Below are 14,908 nucleotides of genomic sequence, written 5' to 3'. Positions count from 1 at the left end.
AGTCAGTTGCTTGTTATAAGATCCATAAAAAACAATTAGTTGAGAGCCGTATGTTTCGGTGCTTAAAAATTGTTTAGTAAATAACGACGACCTATTGCGGAGGCTATAAATGAAAAATTTTATTATGAGGTTGGTTAAAGATGTAAGTGGAGTTACAGCTGTTGAATATGCCCTTTTGGCGGCAGGCGCTGCGGGTGTCCTTACGGCTGTTGGAAACAACTTTTACGATAATATCAAACAAACACTAGAGGGGAGCGTGGCCCGTGGTGATCTAAAATTCAACCGGGGTCTAATTTGGGCACGGCGTCTATTAGATGACAGATGGCAGTTTGAGATGGGATTTCACCAAGACATTCAAAATGACCCGCAAAAAATCATCCTCGTGATTTTGGGAAGTTCTCCCCAATTATCTGCTGAAGAAACATCTGACCTGATAGATAGCTGTTCCAAGTTGGCCGATGAAGGGATACGCCTAACATTGATCAATTGGAGTGAAGACAATTCTTGGCCCGATTTACTCTCCGCCTGCTTGTCTGATGGGCACTATAAACATGTTCAAACAGTGGCTGAGTACAACTCGGCTTTGGCCGATTTTTTCAAGACATTGCTTGAAATTCGTGTGGTGGCTTTAAACTTGAACAGGATCATATCGCCAGTGTTCCGGCATAATGAAGTTGCGGGCAAGTTCCCGAATGATTTTGTTTTGTCGATCTAATTCACCGAAGGCTACCAGGATTGGACGATCATTCTTGGTCACAATAGATTCAAGTCTGGGGCCTATGAAGTCAGATGAGGTTTCTTCCCATTCTGCGGGATGAACCTTCCCCATCCAGTGCAGTTTTTTTAAAGGCCTTAAATGGGTCGTTCCATGTGGTAACTGCAAATTATTGAGATCGTACCAGGTTTGTTGAAGGCAATCTGGGTTAATGGTTTTCGGTAATGAGGGATGCTTAAGCTGAACTTCGTTTTCATGGAAAAGACATCCTTTAACAAAGGGGTAGGAGTGGGTGGTGTCGGTATTTATCCCAAGTTTCGACAGTGCTTGTGATCCGGCTGCTGAATTTGGAAGTTGAAGCTGATGATCGAATAGTCGGGCAAATTTGCGGGCCAGTGTATCCTTCTTCATGGGTCCAATCCAATTAGCTTCTTTCAGCGGGTCGCCAAGATTGGCGTATAGTTTTATTGAAAGTTCCCAATGAAAAACGACCCCTTGATACTGGAAAAGAAGGTCGAGCTCACCAACGGTTCTTTTTCCTTCCCATATCTGCAGGTTATGCTCAATAAGATCTACTTCTGGTATTTTCTGGAGCCAAAAATAGACAAGGGTTTCAAAATAACCGCCGAGATTAACTCGTTTCATGGCCTCGAGTAGCGGCAAGATCTGCTCCGGAGATTTACGAAGCTCAGCGATAATTATGTCATTAATGGGCAGATCGACTAGGTTTGGTTTTGGCGCATCGATGGTCAGAAAGGGCGAGCGGATGACCCATTCCAAGTCATCCGCAACCCGGTCCAGATGTGATTTCCAGTCGCGATGGGGAATGGCTATATCCCTTCAATAGATCCTTTAGAGTAGGCTATAAAACATCCGTAGCGAGGTTAAAAAGAGGAAGAACGCAAAAGCTTTTTTCAGGAGACCTGTATTGATGCTATGCGCTATTTTTGCGCCCACAGGCGCGAAAAGCATAGTCATCGGAACAATGGCAAGAAAGCCAATTATGTTGACGTAGCCAATATTTCCAGGTGGCAGGTTATCTACGGAAAGGCCGGAATACAGAAATCCAACAGTTCCTGGTATCGCAATAATCAAACCAATTGCTGACGCAGTTCCAACAGCCTTACGGATTGGATAACTAAACAGAGTGAGAATAGGTACTGTAAACGTTCCCCCGCCAATTCCCATCATGGCAGAGAACCAACCAATAAAAAGGGCTAGGCCTTCCTTGATTGGTGATGGAGGGAGCTTTTCCGCTAAATGAGCGCCTTCAGGTCGAAACGCCATGTTTGCGGCGACAACAAGGGCTAAAACTGCGAAAACAGCTGTCAGGATGGTGGCATTGACCATATTTGCCATCCAGGTCCCGCCAAGTACGCCAAGGAAAATAACAATACCCCAACTTTTTAGAAGCTGAGTATCGATTGCCCCTTTTTTATAGTGGGATCTTGCCGACGAGATTGAGGTCAGGATGATTGTGGCAAGAGAAGTTCCAACAGCGATATGCATGCGAATATCATCTTCAACCCCAAAAAATGGAAGAAGATGAAAAAGAACAGGCACAATAACAATTCCGCCGCCTACACCCAGAAGGCCAGCAAGAATTCCGCCTACAACACCAGTCGCGGCAAGGGTGGCGATCATACCGACGAGGAGAGGAATATTACTAAATTGGTCTGACATTTGAAATCCACATACATCGTACAAAATTTTTTTACAGGCTAATGGCCGTAATGGGAAAAGAGCCCTCTAATTAGAACGTTCAGTTGGTTTTAAGCAAGTTCCGAATGACCAGTTCCAGTTTGTTCAATGAATTACACACTTCGGCAACCGTACAATTTGGTGTGATCCTGTTCATTTCACTATCACCGGAACCCCAAATATTTTTCCGCTCTGGATTGAGCCAGATCACGCGCTTCGATTTGTTTTTGATTTCCCGCAGGATATCGACACGAGGGTCAGTTCCGTTGGAGCGACCATCTCCTAGGAAAATTACAGTCGTCCGGTTATCAATTTCGTTCATCACAAGATCACGGAAATCTTCCATTGCTCGGCCATAGTCGGTAGACCGACCACCAAAGCGTTCGATAGCTTCTGGAACGGCCTGTTCAGGGCCATATCGGTCGAAAAGGTCTGTAACCTCTCCAAGTGTGCCTGAAAAGGCAAATGACCGGACATTGGGCAGTACTTCATTCATGCTATAGAGAAAGAGAAGTAAGAAGCGGGCAACAGCCGCAACGGATCCACTGACATCGCAGACAGCATAGACTTTTGGTCTGTCTTTTTCTTTTTGCTTCCAATGTGTTTCAAAGAGCAAACCATCATACGCAACATTCCGCCGCATGGTTTTTCGGATGTCCAAATGTCCCCGATTTTTGACTTTTTTGACCCGGGAGTTCATATCAGTAAGACGTTTGGCCATTTTTCTGACCATGTCCCGCATGACCTTGAAATCCCGATGTTCAATATTTGAAAGACTTACCTTTTTAAGAAAATCTTGCCGAAACTCCAGGCTCTTTCCGGCACTGGTAAGGGCAAGTTGACGCTCCACCATATCCCGTACCGCATCGAACAGGATCCCCAGTCGTCGGTCCAGTTCTTCCGCGCCAGTTTCATCATCAGCTTTTCGCCGGTTTGAGATTTCTCTAGTAACCTCAGAGAGACCCATCTCTTCTACAATTCGCCGTGTGAAGAGTCCGCGCTGGGTTGAAAGAACAATGTTAGAAAGGCCAACAGCATCTGCGGCCTGCGTCATAGAAAGTGTAAGTGCTGTTCTGTCCGCTCTCTCCAACATGGAAAGGAGTGAGCCATCATTTTCTGCGCTGGTACTTCCGTTTCCCGTACCCGATTGATCTGTATCACCACTTCCGCCGCCTGCGCCGCCGCCCATAGGTGCGCCCGAAGGAGATGAGTTTTCATCCAACGCGTTCAAGCTCTCTGAAACTTGTTCTGCTGGATCTATGTTTTCTTCTTCTTGAAGATTGTTTTCCAGATCCTCTCCGAGATCCAATTCCGTATTGATCGAGAAAAATTCGTCAAAACATTGGTCAAAGTTGACCATTTCATCAGTGGTTTTCGCCATGACTTGCGACAAGGCTGATTTTAAAAGTGCCTTGTCACTATAGCCGATCAGATCAATTGTTCTCGCAGCATCAACAGCTTCTCCGATCGAGACCGGTACATTTGAATAGCGGAGCATATCCACAAATTCTGCGAGAGGACGGTTCATCAGCGGTTTACCTTCCGTGCTGCGGCAACCATCTTGGGAACTTCTGGGTCCATGCTATCGATATCGTCTTCAAACTTCAGCAGCATGTTCAGGGTATTTCGAACAAGCTCAGTGTCCAGATTTTCTGCATGTAATAGCATTAGGGTTCTCGCCCAATCGATGGTTTCACTCACTGCAGGTAGTTTCTTCAAATCCTGAGTGCGGAGCTGCTGGACAAATTCGACCAGCTGGTTTCTGAGGCTTTCGTCGATTTCTGGGACACGGGCCTTGATAATCTGACGTTCCCGTTCTGCATCTGGAAAGGGGATATATAGATGCAGGCAACGTCGTTTCAACGCATCTCCCATTTCACGGCTATTGTTACTCGTCAGAAAGACAATCGGCTTAGTTCTGGCTTTAATGGTGCCGATTTCAGGGACAGTAATTTGATAGTCAGACAGGATTTCAAGAAGATAGGCTTCGAACTCGTGATCGGACTTATCAATTTCATCAATTAACAAAACGCACTGCTTTTCAGATTGAAGAGCTTTGAGGAGCGGCCTGGTTTCCAAGAACTTCTCGGAAAAGAAATGATCACCAAAAGTATGGAGTTTATCCATAGAGGCTTCCAAACCGACGGCGTCCTCAAGCAAATCGCCCAGTTTTTCCTTCAGTATCTGGGTGTAGAGTAGCTGCTTGCCATATTTCCATTCGTAGAGGGCTTTGCTTTCATCCAGACCCTCGTAGCACTGAAGCCGGATTAAGTCTGCATCCATCAGATCAGCGGTTGCTTTTGCAAGTTCGGTTTTGCCTACACCTGGAGGACCTTCAACCAAAATTGGCTTGTCCAGCTTTTGAGACAGGTAGATGGATGTTGCAATATGCCGGTCGCAAATGTAGCCGGACTTTTCGAACCGCGATTGGATTTCTTCAATGGCCGAAAGCGGCTCTTTATCAATTACTGTCACTTGAATTTCCGATATGTTGATTTCCGGTCTTTGAACCGCTCTATTCTTGATTATTATTGATTGATTTTCCTTCCTTAACAGGAAAACGTCGTTTGATCCAGTATTAGCCGTACTTACATGCAGGTATGGTGCTGGACATAGATCGGCCAGCACTGTAAAAGGCGAGGCTGGACAACAGTTTGACTGAGCTTAAAGTAGCCCTTGCCAGAAGATTGGCGATGGAGAGTGTGAAAAATGACAACAGCAAAAGAAATTCGATCCGGGTTCCTTAATTATTTCGGTCAGAACGACCATGAGATAGTCGAGAGTTCGCCCTTGGTCCCCCGAAATGATCCAACTTTGCTGTTTACGAATGCGGGTATGGTTCAGTTCAAGAATGTCTTCACTGGACAGGAAAAACGTCCTTACGACCGAGCCGTTACGACCCAAAAATGCGTTCGCGCCGGAGGCAAACACAACGACCTGGAAAATGTAGGGTATACAGCACGCCATCACACATTCTTTGAAATGTTGGGGAACTTCTCTTTCGGCGACTATTTCAAGGATAGAGCAATTGAGCTTGCCTGGAATTTGCTGACTAAGGAGTTTGGCCTGAACAAGGACAAGCTACTGGTCACTGTTTATCATGATGATGATCAAGCCGTTGATATCTGGAAAAAGGTTGCTGGTTTGACGGATGATCGGATTATCCGAATTGCGACTTCTGATAACTTTTGGTCAATGGGGGACACAGGGCCTTGTGGTCCCTGTTCTGAAATCTTTTATGATCACGGTGAAGACATCCCAGGTGGCCCTCCCGGCTCACCGGATGAGGATGGAGATCGGTTTATTGAGATTTGGAACCTCGTTTTCATGCAATTTGAACAGCAGGCAGGCGGTGATCGAATAAACCTCCCTCGGCCTTCCATTGATACAGGTATGGGGCTTGAGCGGATTGCGGCTGTTCTGCAGGGTAAGCATGACAACTACGACATCGACCTGATGCGTCATATCATTGAAGCCTCTGCCGATGTCTCAAACGTTTCAGCAGATGGTGAATTTGCCGTGTCCCATAGGGTAATAGCAGATCACTTGCGATCTTCTTCGTTTCTGATTGCCGACGGTGTACTTCCGTCAAACGAAGGCCGGGGATATGTGCTTCGGCGGATCATGCGCCGGGCCATGCGCCATGCCCACCTTCTGGGTGCAAAGGATCCCATGATCTGGAAATTGGTCCCAACATTGGTTGATGAAATGGGCGCCGCATTCCAAGAACTGGAACGGGCTCAATCTCTGATTACAGAAACACTAAAAACAGAAGAAACCCGGTTTAAGGAAACTCTTGGCCGTGGTCTGAAGTTGCTAGAAGATGCAACGGACAAGCTTGGTAGCAGTGAAGCTCTCTCCGGTGATGTAGCCTTCAAGCTTTATGATACTTATGGCTTCCCGCTTGATCTTACCAAAGACATTCTTCGCGGGCAGGGGCGTGAGCTGGATGAGGCCGGTTTTGATGCGGCCATGACCAAACAGAAAGAAGCGGCTCGTGCCGCTTGGTCTGGATCTGGTGATGCAGCTACTGACAAGCTTTGGTTTGATCTCAGTGACAAACTCAGTGCGACTGAATTCTTAGGATATCAGACAGAATCTGCTGAAGGCCAGGTGCAGGCTCTCATTGTTGATGGGAAAGAGGTTCCTTCTGTGACTGAAGGGGATGACGTAATGGTGATCCTGAACCAAACCGCATTCTATGCTGAGTCCGGTGGTCAGGAAGGGGATTGCGGCGATCTGGTGAATGACAGTGGCTTCAAAATCGATATCACCGATACTCAGAAAAAAGAAAACCTGTTTGTGCATATTGGTAAGGTTTTGAGTGGTACAGTTAAAGTCGGTGATGTTGTCGATACGCAGGTGAAAAAAGACCGGCGTGCTCGTCTGAAAGCCCATCATTCAGCAACACACTTGCTGCATGAAGCCCTGCGCCAACATCTTGGAGATCATGTAACGCAGAAAGGCTCTTTGGTTGCCGAAGACAAGTTGCGGTTTGATATTGCTCACCCAAAACCGGTCACGTTTGAAGAATTGCGGCTGGTCGAGAAAGATGTCAACGATCGCATTCGTCTGAATGCGGATGTTGAAGTTCATCTGACAACACCAGAAGAGGCAATCAAAGCAGGAGCTATGGCGCTCTTTGGAGAAAAATATGGAGATGAGGTCCGGGTAGTCTCCATGGGGGGACCTGAGCCATCCAAGGGTAAGGGTAAAAACTATTCCACCGAACTTTGCGGCGGAACTCATGTGAACCGGACGGGTGACATTGGGTTTTTCAAAATTGTATCCGAAGGTGGCTTGGCTGCAGGCGTGCGTCGAATTGAAGCTGTGGCTGGTGCAGCTGCGCTCGATTACGTGAATGAGCGGGAACAGCTGCTTACTGAAGCTGCGGGTGCTCTGAAGTCTTCTCCTCAAGAGCTGACAGCGCGTGTCAGTGGTTTGCTGGAAGAGCGTAAGAAGCTTGAAAAAGAACTCAAGGAAACTCGCAAAAAGCTGGCAACCGGTGGAGCGGGCGCTGTTGAGCAACCGACTGAAACTGTGGGTGGTAACACATTTGTTGCTCGTGTGCTTGAGGGTGTCCCGCCAAAAGATCTGAAGCCTATGGCAGATGAGATCAAAGCCCAGATTAAATCCGGTGTTATTGTTCTCATTGCAGCTAATGATGGTAAGGCTTCAATTGTTGTTGGTGTGACAGATGATTTGACCGGGCAAGTTAGTGCGGTTGATCTTGTCCGTGTGGGCTCTGAGGCACTGGGCGGTAAAGGTGGCGGTGGCCGTCCTGACATGGCTCAGGCAGGTGGACCGGATGCCTCCAAAGGCAATGAGGCCGTTGAAGCGATCAAGGCCAAGCTGAGCAGCTAAATAAAATTGTTTGAAATAGAAAACGGCAGGTGGGGGACCTGCCGTTTTCCTCTGTGCAATGCGGGAGCACAGAACGCCTCCGAGTGACTACTCGAACTCCCTTTACATTTATATATGTCAGTGCTTTGCAAAGGGAACTTTACATTTAGAATTAATAAATGGCAGGCTTAAGACCGACTTTGGGAAAAATTAAGGCAAGTTAAGTTTAACCGGTTAGGTAGATGTTTGCGGCCGAGATTAGTTGGACCTGCTTCGCGTGAGCCTCTCTATTGAATCTCCATAGCAGAATTCTTATTTCTCAGTCATGGTTTTTGGCGGGGCTAGAGCTCAATGAATTTCTTCAAAACAGGTATCTTAATTGCGGGTATTACCGCCCTTTTTCTAGGCGTTGGTTTTGCTGTCGGTGGTGAAGGCGGTATGTTGATCGCGCTTGTAATTGCAATCGCCATGAACGGTTTCGCCTACTGGAATTCCGACAAGATGGTTCTGCGAATGTATGGCGCGCGGGAAGTCAGCGAGGCCGACGCCCCTGAATTTGTCGGCTTGGTTAGACAACTCGCCATGAGAGCAGAATTACCAATGCCCCGGGTCTATATTATGGAGAACCCACAACCAAATGCTTTTGCAACGGGGCGAAATCCCGAAAATGCTGCAGTTGCAGCAACAACCGGTTTGCTAAATATGATGAGCCGGGAGGAGTTGGCAGGTGTCATGGCGCATGAGTTGGCTCATGTGCGCAATCGGGATACCTTGATCATGACGGTGACAGCGACCATTGCGGGTGCCATTAGTATGTTGGCCAATTTTGCTCTCTTCTTCGGAGGAAACCGGAACAATAATCTTGGAATTATTGGAACTCTGGCCATGGTAATTTTGGCGCCGATCGCTGCGATGTTGGTTCAAATGGCGATCAGTCGAACACGTGAGTACTCTGCTGACAAAGCGGGCGGGGAAATTTGTGGAAACCCTGAATGGCTGGCGAGTGCACTTGTAAAACTTCAAAATGGAGCCTCAAGGATTGAAAATGTGACTGCTGAGCAAAACCCTGCATCTGCTAGTCTGTTTATTATCAATCCACTTCATGGAAAAGGGGCCGATAATCTCTTTTCAACCCATCCTTCAACAGAAAATCGGGTTGCCCGTCTCATGGAGTTGGCAAAATCTTTTAGGCGTGGAGCCCGGAAAAGTACTCAAAAACCAGCAAGTGGTCGGACATCAGTCCCTTCTTCAAACCCATCGGGTGGAAAGGGGCAGGGGCCGCATACGCCGTGGAGCAACTAAGCTTTCTTCGGGTTTTTCACCATTGCCCGAATAAGGAAATTTGCCAATAATTCTACAAATTCTTCACGGCTTTTGCCCATGCGGTAGGCTTGTGGGGCAGATGACTGGATCAATCCCATCATCGCATGTCCCATCAGCTCAGGGTCGACATCATCATAAAGCTCATCCTGGGTTTTGGCCCGCATCAGGATTTTGATAAAGCCTGATGCAAATTTGCTTCGCACAAATTTACTGGTGGAATCAGTCGGATCAAAAACCTTGGTATCAACCAGCGCAGATCGCAGTAAACCCGGATTTTGTTCCGCGAACTCTTGAATGGCGTTAAGTGAGAAATGGATATATTCCTCAAAGCTATCAACTTGGGGAATGCGTGCTGTGACGAACTCGTGCAGATCTTCCTGAGCTTCACTGGCGAAGGCGAGAAAAATCTCACGCTTGTCATGAAAATGACTGTAGAAGGTGCCATGAGCGACATCGGCAGCTTTTGCAATGTCCTGAGGGCGGGTTTCATGATAACCCCGCTGAATAAACAGTTTACGAGCAGCTGCCAGCAGTCTCCCTCTTTTTTCTGCCTTACGCTTGCTCGCACGATCGGTTGCTGGCTTCCCCTCCAGTGCATCCGTCATGTGGCTTTTACCCCTTATTATTTTTTTTTACAGCTGACGCTGGTATTTCTTGTGACATTTTGTCAATATCGCAAAAAGACTACCAGTCAGCCTATAAAAACTGAACTAAAAAATTGGGGGAGACGCGACCGGTATGAATAGCCAAGTCCTATTTCGGCCACTCGAAAGACCAAAGCCAGACATCTCCGTTCAAAAAACGAAAGATGGCTCTTATCTTATTGTGAGTAACATTGCAATCGGAGAATACGAGGATAACATTGCCAATTATTGGCTGAAATCTGCTGAGGAGGTGCCAGATCGGGCATGTTTGGTACAGTGCCGCGCAGAGGGTGATTGGCCGGAACTGTCGTATCGGGACGCTGTTGATAAAGCGGATCGGATCAGTACATGGCTGCTCAACAACGGCTATTCAAAAGAAACACCCATTCTCATCCTATCGACAAACAGCTTTGCGCACGCACTTCTGACGATGGGGGCTATGCAAATTGGAGTTCCTATTGCGCCTTTATCGCCTTCTTTCTCTCTCATGAGCGGTGATTTCGAACGGTTGAAATACGCGGCGGATCTAGTTGACCCAAAAATGATCTTTGCTGAGGATGGTGATCTGTTTTCAAAGGCAATTAATGCTCTAAGTGATCGGAGAGATCAGATTGTAACGGTCACCGGCGTTCTGCATGGAGGTCTGGTATTCGATGATCTTCTGTCCGATTTGAATGTTGATGCAGTTGCCAAAGCGCGAGCAACTGTAGGTCCAGACACACTTGCGAAAATCCTTTTTACCTCTGGCTCAACAGGAATGCCTAAAGCCGTTCCCAATACCATGAGGATGCTGTGTTCTGCCCAGAAAATGGTGGAGCTCATTTCGGAGCCCAGGGATCCATTCGATAATCCCAGTATTTTTCTCGATTGGTTACCTTGGCATCATACTTTTGGGGCGAACGCTAACTTCCTTGGAAGCTTGCGGATTGGGGGGACCCTTTACATGGATGATGGAAAGCCTGTGCCAGGTCTTTTCCATCGGACCATTGCCAACATCAAGAAGATCCGTCCAACCCGATTTAGCAGCGTACCGACAGCTTTCAGTTTTTTACTTGATGAGTTGGAAAAGGATGAAGAATTAGCACTCGCTTTTTTTGATCGTCTCCGAATGTGTAACTATGGCGGTGCAGCGTTATCCCAGGAAGTTTATGAGCGTTTGCAGGTTCAGGCGATAAAGCACACCGGGATGAAAATTCCAGTGGGAACCGGATGGGGGGCGACAGAAACTACAGCAATGGGGACCTCTCTTTTCTGGAACGAAGACAAAGTTGGTATTATTGGGGTTCCCTATTCGGGCATGACCGTGAAATTAGTTCCTGTTCAGGATAAGTATGAAATCCGGATCAAGGGGGATGCGGTTCACACGGGTTACTACAAACGACCAGACCTGACCTCCACCTATTTCGACGAAGAAGGGTTTTACTGTATCGGTGATGCAGTGGTCTTTCAGGATCCTGAACGGCCAGAGCGAGGATTGGCTTTCAAGGGGCGCGTGTCAGAAGATTTCAAACTTGCCAACGGAACATGGGTTGAGACGGGTAGCTTAAGGCTTCAGTTGATTGATGCTTTGGATCCTTTTGCTCGTGATGTCGTGATCGGTGGGCATGATGAAGAGTTTCTTGTAATCATGATTGTTCCGAGTGAATTTGTTGTGAAGGATGCAGAAGCCAGAGGGTTTCACGCTGAAGGAGACTTGAGTGTTATCGAGGATCCTGAGATCTTAAAAAAGATAAAGACTAAGCTGGAGGCGCATAACCAAAAATATCCAGCCAGAAGTCGATTTGTTGGCCGTGCTTTAGTTATGGGAAGTCCCTTGTCAGCAGATCGCAACGAGATTACGGATAAACAGTATATCAATCAAAAAGCAGTGCTTGAAAATAGGTCTAAGTTAGTGGACCAGCTATTAAGCTCTGAGACAATGGGCGCAATCCTGAAGTTCGATTGACAAGATATAGGGAAGAAAACATGTCAGAAATGAACAAACAATGGCTTCTTAAATCAAGGCCTGTGGGAGAGCCAACGCTCGACAACTTTGAATATGCGGAAACGCCTGTCCCTGAACCGGGTCCTGGTGAGATGCTGCTCAAAACGATCTATATGTCTCTCGACCCCTACATGCGGGGCCGGATGAATGATACGAAAAGCTACGCTGCAAAAGCTGAGCTTGGAGAACCAATGAGCGGAACGGGTGTTTCCGTTGTTCTTAAGTCGAACGTAGATGGCTTTAAAGAAGGGGAATATGTTGTTTCCCAAAGCCGCTGGCAATCTCATAGTATTTCTGATGGACAAGGGGTTATGAAAGTTGATCCCGCCAACGCTCCGATTTCCACAGGTGTGGGTATCCTGGGCATGCCAGGACTGACTGCCTATGCAGGTTTTCTTGATATCGCTCAACCCAAGCCGGGTGAGACAGTTGTTGTTTCCGCAGCCTCAGGTGCTGTGGGTGCTATTGTTGGTCAGATGGCCAGGATCAAAGGCTGTAAAGTTGTTGGAATAGCAGGCTCACCAGAAAAATGTGCTTATGTTGTTGATGAGTTAGGGTTTGATATCTGCGTCAATTATAAGGATCCAGATTTTGTCGAGCAGCTGAGTAAGGCCTGTGACAAAGGTGTGGATATATATTTCGAAAACGTAGGAGGCGCTGTTTTTGATGCCGTCTTTCCTTTAATGAATGATTTTTCCCGTATCCCAGTATGTGGTCGGATTGCCAATTACAATATGACAGGTGATCCTGAGGGGCCGAACAAATTGCCCGCTTTTTTTGGACAGGTTCTCGTAAAGCGGATCATGATCCGTGGCTTTATCAGTTTTGATCACTATGACCGCTTCCCGACAGTAGTCAAAGATATCGGTGGCTGGATCCGCTCTGGTGAAATGAAATACAAAGAAGATATCGTACAGGGAATTGAAAATGCACCGGAAGCCTTCCTTGGGCTTCTCAAGGGTAAAAACTTTGGCAAATTGTTGGTTCAGGTCTCGGAAGATCCGACCCGCAATTAGGTTCAATTTTTTGATCGTTTAAAACAGTCAAACCTCGGAAGGAAAAATAAATGACTGCGATTACGGATATGGTGAGTTACGAAACCGAAAATGGTGTCGGTATCATCAAAATTGACAATCCCCCGGTCAATGCGCTGAGCGCTGGTGTCCGTGAAGGGATTAAAAGTGGCATTGAAATGGCTGGACAGGATGACAGTGTTTCTGCTGTTGTCATCTGGTGCGAGGGCCGTACATTTATTGCCGGTGCGGATATCACAGAATTTGGAAAGCCACCGAAAGGCCCGGCACTGAACGAGGTGATTGCCTCCATTGAAATGTCATCCAAACCCGTTGTCGCAGCCATTCATGGTACTGCCCTTGGGGGAGGATTGGAGACAGCATTGGGTGCCCATTATCGTGTCGCGAATGCGGGTGCAAAACTAGGGCTGCCAGAGGTAAAGCTTGGTATTCTTCCAGGGGCGGGCGGAACGCAGCGTCTGCCAAGGGTTGTCGGAGTCCCGATGGCACTAGAAATGATTACAAGTGGTGTCCCAATTTCCGCTGCAAAAGCGCTTGAAGTTGGTCTGATCAGCGAAGTTGTTGAAGGTGACTTGAAAGCTGGTGCAATTGCTTTTGCCAAAAAGGTTGTCGCTGAAGGCCGTCCTCTTGTGAAGATCAGTGATCAGACAGAGATGTTGCAATCTGCGAAGGATAATCCTGGTATCTTTGAGGAATTCCAGAAATCCATAGCGCGGAAAATTCGGGGTTTCCAGGCGCCTGTTAATTGCATCAAGGCTGTGCAGGCCGCAGTTGAACTTCCTTTCCCAGAAGGCCTCAAGCGTGAACGGGAACTGTTCATGGAGTTGATGCAGGGTGAGCAGTCAAAAAGCCAACGGTACTTCTTCTTTGCTGAGCGGCAAGCCGCTAAAATTCCTGATGTTCCAAAGGATACGCCACTCATTGACATAAATACCTGTGGTATCGTCGGTGCCGGTACAATGGGTGGTGGCATTGCCATGAACTTCTTGCAAGCTGGGATCCCCGTCACGATCGTTGAAACTACGCAAGAAGCTCTTGATCGTGGTATTGAGATTATCCGGAAAAACTATGCGGCTACAGTTTCCAAAGGTCGGATGAAGCAGGAGGCTATGGACAAATGTATGAGCCTACTGACAGGTACAACCAACCTTGAAGATCTGAAAGACGTGGATATCGTCATTGAAGCTATCTTCGAGAATATGGACGTAAAGAAAGAGCTGTTCGCCAAATTGGACGGTATCTGTAAAGACGGTGCAATTCTTGCGACCAACACATCCACGTTGGATATCGATGAAATCGGGGAGGCAACCAAGCGCCCTGAATATGTGATCGGCCTTCATTTCTTTAGCCCAGCTAACGTTATGAAGTTGCTGGAAGAAGTGCGGACTAAGAAAACAAACAAATCTGTTATGGCAACCTGTATGGCGCTTGCAAAACGGATTGGTAAAGTTCCGGCTATGGTTGGGGTTTGCGAAGGCTTTGTTGGGAACCGGATCCTGCACCGCCGCGCCGAACAAGCAACGGCTCTATTGATGGAAGGAGCATTGCCGCAAGACGTTGATCGGGTTCTCTTTGACTTCGGTTTGCCTATGGGGCCATTTGCCATGTCTGATCTTGCGGGTAATGACGTTGGCTGGCGGATCCGCCAGGGTAAAGGCGTTAAAAGCCCGATTGCAGATGCAATCTGCGAACTGGGCCGCTTTGGTCAGAAAACCGGTTCAGGATATTATCTCTATAAAGATGGTGGTCGGACACCAACGCCTGATCCAGTGGTTGAGGAAATCATTGTTAAAGCTTCAAAAGAGGCGGGTATTGAGCGTCGTTCTATTTCCGACGAGGAAATCCTTGAGCGTTGTATTTATCCAATGATCAATGAAGGGTGCAAAATCCTTGAAGAGGGAATTGCCTCCCGTGCAAGCGATATTGATGTGATTTGGGTCTATGGCTATGGCTGGCCAATCTATCGGGGTGGACCAATGCGCTATGCCGATGCTGTGGGCCTTGAAAAAGTTTACAATACGCTTTTGAAATATCAGGAAAGCCATGGCGATTTCTTCAAACCGTCTGCCTTGCTGGAAAAAATGGTCAAAGAAGGTCAGACGTTTACAAATGTCTGATTGATCTGCAGGTCAAAACAATCGAAGAAAAGCCTCGCCGAATAAGC

11 protein-coding genes are annotated in these 14,908 nt (G+C 47.3%); 6 read left to right on the top strand and 5 right to left on the bottom strand.

Annotated elements, in window-relative coordinates:
• Positions 1 to 109: 109 nt before the first annotated feature.
• The gene (locus tag HH301_RS14030; protein WP_169569657.1) at positions 110 to 715 is read left to right on the top strand and encodes a Flp family type IVb pilin; all 606 of its coding nucleotides are present in this window, start codon (positions 110 to 112) and stop codon (positions 713 to 715) included.
• Here HH301_RS14030 and HH301_RS14025 read toward each other — a convergent pair.
• The 4 genes from HH301_RS14025 to HH301_RS14010 form a co-directional block, all read right to left on the bottom strand.
• Positions 629 to 1,495: a DUF1853 family protein gene (locus HH301_RS14025; RefSeq protein WP_169569656.1), complete on the bottom strand. Its 867-nt coding sequence runs from the start codon at positions 1,493 to 1,495 to the stop codon at positions 629 to 631. The two genes, HH301_RS14030 and HH301_RS14025, sit on opposite strands and share 87 nt — an antisense overlap.
• A gap of 72 nt (positions 1,496 to 1,567) precedes the next feature.
• Complete coding sequence (locus HH301_RS14020) at positions 1,568 to 2,398, bottom strand: sulfite exporter TauE/SafE family protein (RefSeq protein WP_169569655.1); 831 nt, start codon at positions 2,396 to 2,398, stop codon at positions 1,568 to 1,570.
• Between the two features lie 79 nt (positions 2,399 to 2,477).
• Positions 2,478 to 3,944 carry a VWA domain-containing protein gene (locus HH301_RS14015; protein WP_169569654.1) on the bottom strand — a complete coding sequence of 489 codons (1,467 nt, stop codon included), beginning with the start codon at positions 3,942 to 3,944 and terminating at the stop codon, positions 2,478 to 2,480.
• Positions 3,944 to 4,891, bottom strand: a complete 948-nt coding sequence (locus HH301_RS14010) for an AAA family ATPase (RefSeq protein ID WP_169569653.1) — start codon at positions 4,889 to 4,891, stop codon at positions 3,944 to 3,946. Before HH301_RS14010 ends, HH301_RS14015 begins: the two co-directional genes overlap by 1 nt.
• A gap of 234 nt (positions 4,892 to 5,125) precedes the next feature.
• On the opposite strand from HH301_RS14010, the gene alaS reads away from it, so the two are divergent.
• Together alaS and htpX are read left to right on the top strand one after the other, a co-directional pair.
• Positions 5,126 to 7,780 (top strand): alanine--tRNA ligase, encoded by a 2,655-nt coding sequence (alaS, locus tag HH301_RS14005; RefSeq protein ID WP_169569652.1) that lies wholly within the window; start codon positions 5,126 to 5,128, stop codon positions 7,778 to 7,780.
• A gap of 330 nt (positions 7,781 to 8,110) precedes the next feature.
• The gene (htpX, locus tag HH301_RS14000) at positions 8,111 to 9,061 is read left to right on the top strand and encodes a zinc metalloprotease HtpX (protein WP_169569651.1); all 951 of its coding nucleotides are present in this window, start codon (positions 8,111 to 8,113) and stop codon (positions 9,059 to 9,061) included.
• On the opposite strand, the gene HH301_RS13995 is transcribed toward htpX, so the two are convergent.
• Positions 9,058 to 9,687, bottom strand: a complete 630-nt coding sequence (locus HH301_RS13995) for a TetR/AcrR family transcriptional regulator (RefSeq protein ID WP_169569650.1) — start codon at positions 9,685 to 9,687, stop codon at positions 9,058 to 9,060. The two genes, htpX and HH301_RS13995, sit on opposite strands and share 4 nt — an antisense overlap.
• A gap of 133 nt (positions 9,688 to 9,820) precedes the next feature.
• Here HH301_RS13995 and HH301_RS13990 point away from each other — a divergent pair, with 133 nt between their 5' ends.
• The 3 genes from HH301_RS13990 to HH301_RS13980 are packed head-to-tail and all read left to right on the top strand — an operon-like array spanning position 9,821 to position 14,861.
• Positions 9,821 to 11,671 (top strand): AMP-binding protein, encoded by a 1,851-nt coding sequence (locus tag HH301_RS13990; RefSeq protein ID WP_169569649.1) that lies wholly within the window; start codon positions 9,821 to 9,823, stop codon positions 11,669 to 11,671.
• Between the two features lie 20 nt (positions 11,672 to 11,691).
• Positions 11,692 to 12,726 (top strand): NADP-dependent oxidoreductase, encoded by a 1,035-nt coding sequence (locus tag HH301_RS13985; protein WP_206378340.1) that lies wholly within the window; start codon positions 11,692 to 11,694, stop codon positions 12,724 to 12,726.
• Between the two features lie 50 nt (positions 12,727 to 12,776).
• Positions 12,777 to 14,861 (top strand): 3-hydroxyacyl-CoA dehydrogenase NAD-binding domain-containing protein, encoded by a 2,085-nt coding sequence (locus HH301_RS13980; protein WP_169569648.1) that lies wholly within the window; start codon positions 12,777 to 12,779, stop codon positions 14,859 to 14,861.
• Positions 14,862 to 14,908 lie beyond the last annotated feature (47 nt).

The sequence above is a fragment of the Sneathiella limimaris genome, assembly GCF_012932565.1.
Lineage (GTDB): Bacteria > Pseudomonadota > Alphaproteobacteria > Sneathiellales > Sneathiellaceae > Sneathiella > Sneathiella limimaris.
The sequence above is the reverse complement of the archived record's forward strand: the minus strand, read 5'-3'. Positions and strand labels throughout refer to the sequence as shown.

Bases quoted from the DNA above. Each gene is read 5' to 3' on its own strand.
- alaS (WP_169569652.1), top strand. From the start codon at position 5,126: ATGACAACAGCAAAAGAAATTCGATCCGGGTTCCTTAATTATTTCGGT.
- HH301_RS13980 (WP_169569648.1), top strand. From the start codon at position 12,777: ATGACTGCGATTACGGATATGGTGAGTTACGAAACCGAAAATGGTGTC.
- HH301_RS13995 (WP_169569650.1), bottom strand. From the start codon at position 9,687: ATGACGGATGCACTGGAGGGGAAGCCAGCAACCGATCGTGCGAGCAAG.
- HH301_RS14020 (WP_169569655.1), bottom strand. From the start codon at position 2,398: ATGTCAGACCAATTTAGTAATATTCCTCTCCTCGTCGGTATGATCGCC.
- HH301_RS14015 (WP_169569654.1), bottom strand. From the start codon at position 3,944: ATGAACCGTCCTCTCGCAGAATTTGTGGATATGCTCCGCTATTCAAAT.
- HH301_RS14030 (WP_169569657.1), top strand. From the start codon at position 110: ATGAAAAATTTTATTATGAGGTTGGTTAAAGATGTAAGTGGAGTTACA.
- HH301_RS13985 (WP_206378340.1), top strand. From the start codon at position 11,692: ATGTCAGAAATGAACAAACAATGGCTTCTTAAATCAAGGCCTGTGGGA.
- htpX (WP_169569651.1), top strand. From the start codon at position 8,111: ATGAATTTCTTCAAAACAGGTATCTTAATTGCGGGTATTACCGCCCTT.
- HH301_RS13990 (WP_169569649.1), top strand. From the start codon at position 9,821: ATGAATAGCCAAGTCCTATTTCGGCCACTCGAAAGACCAAAGCCAGAC.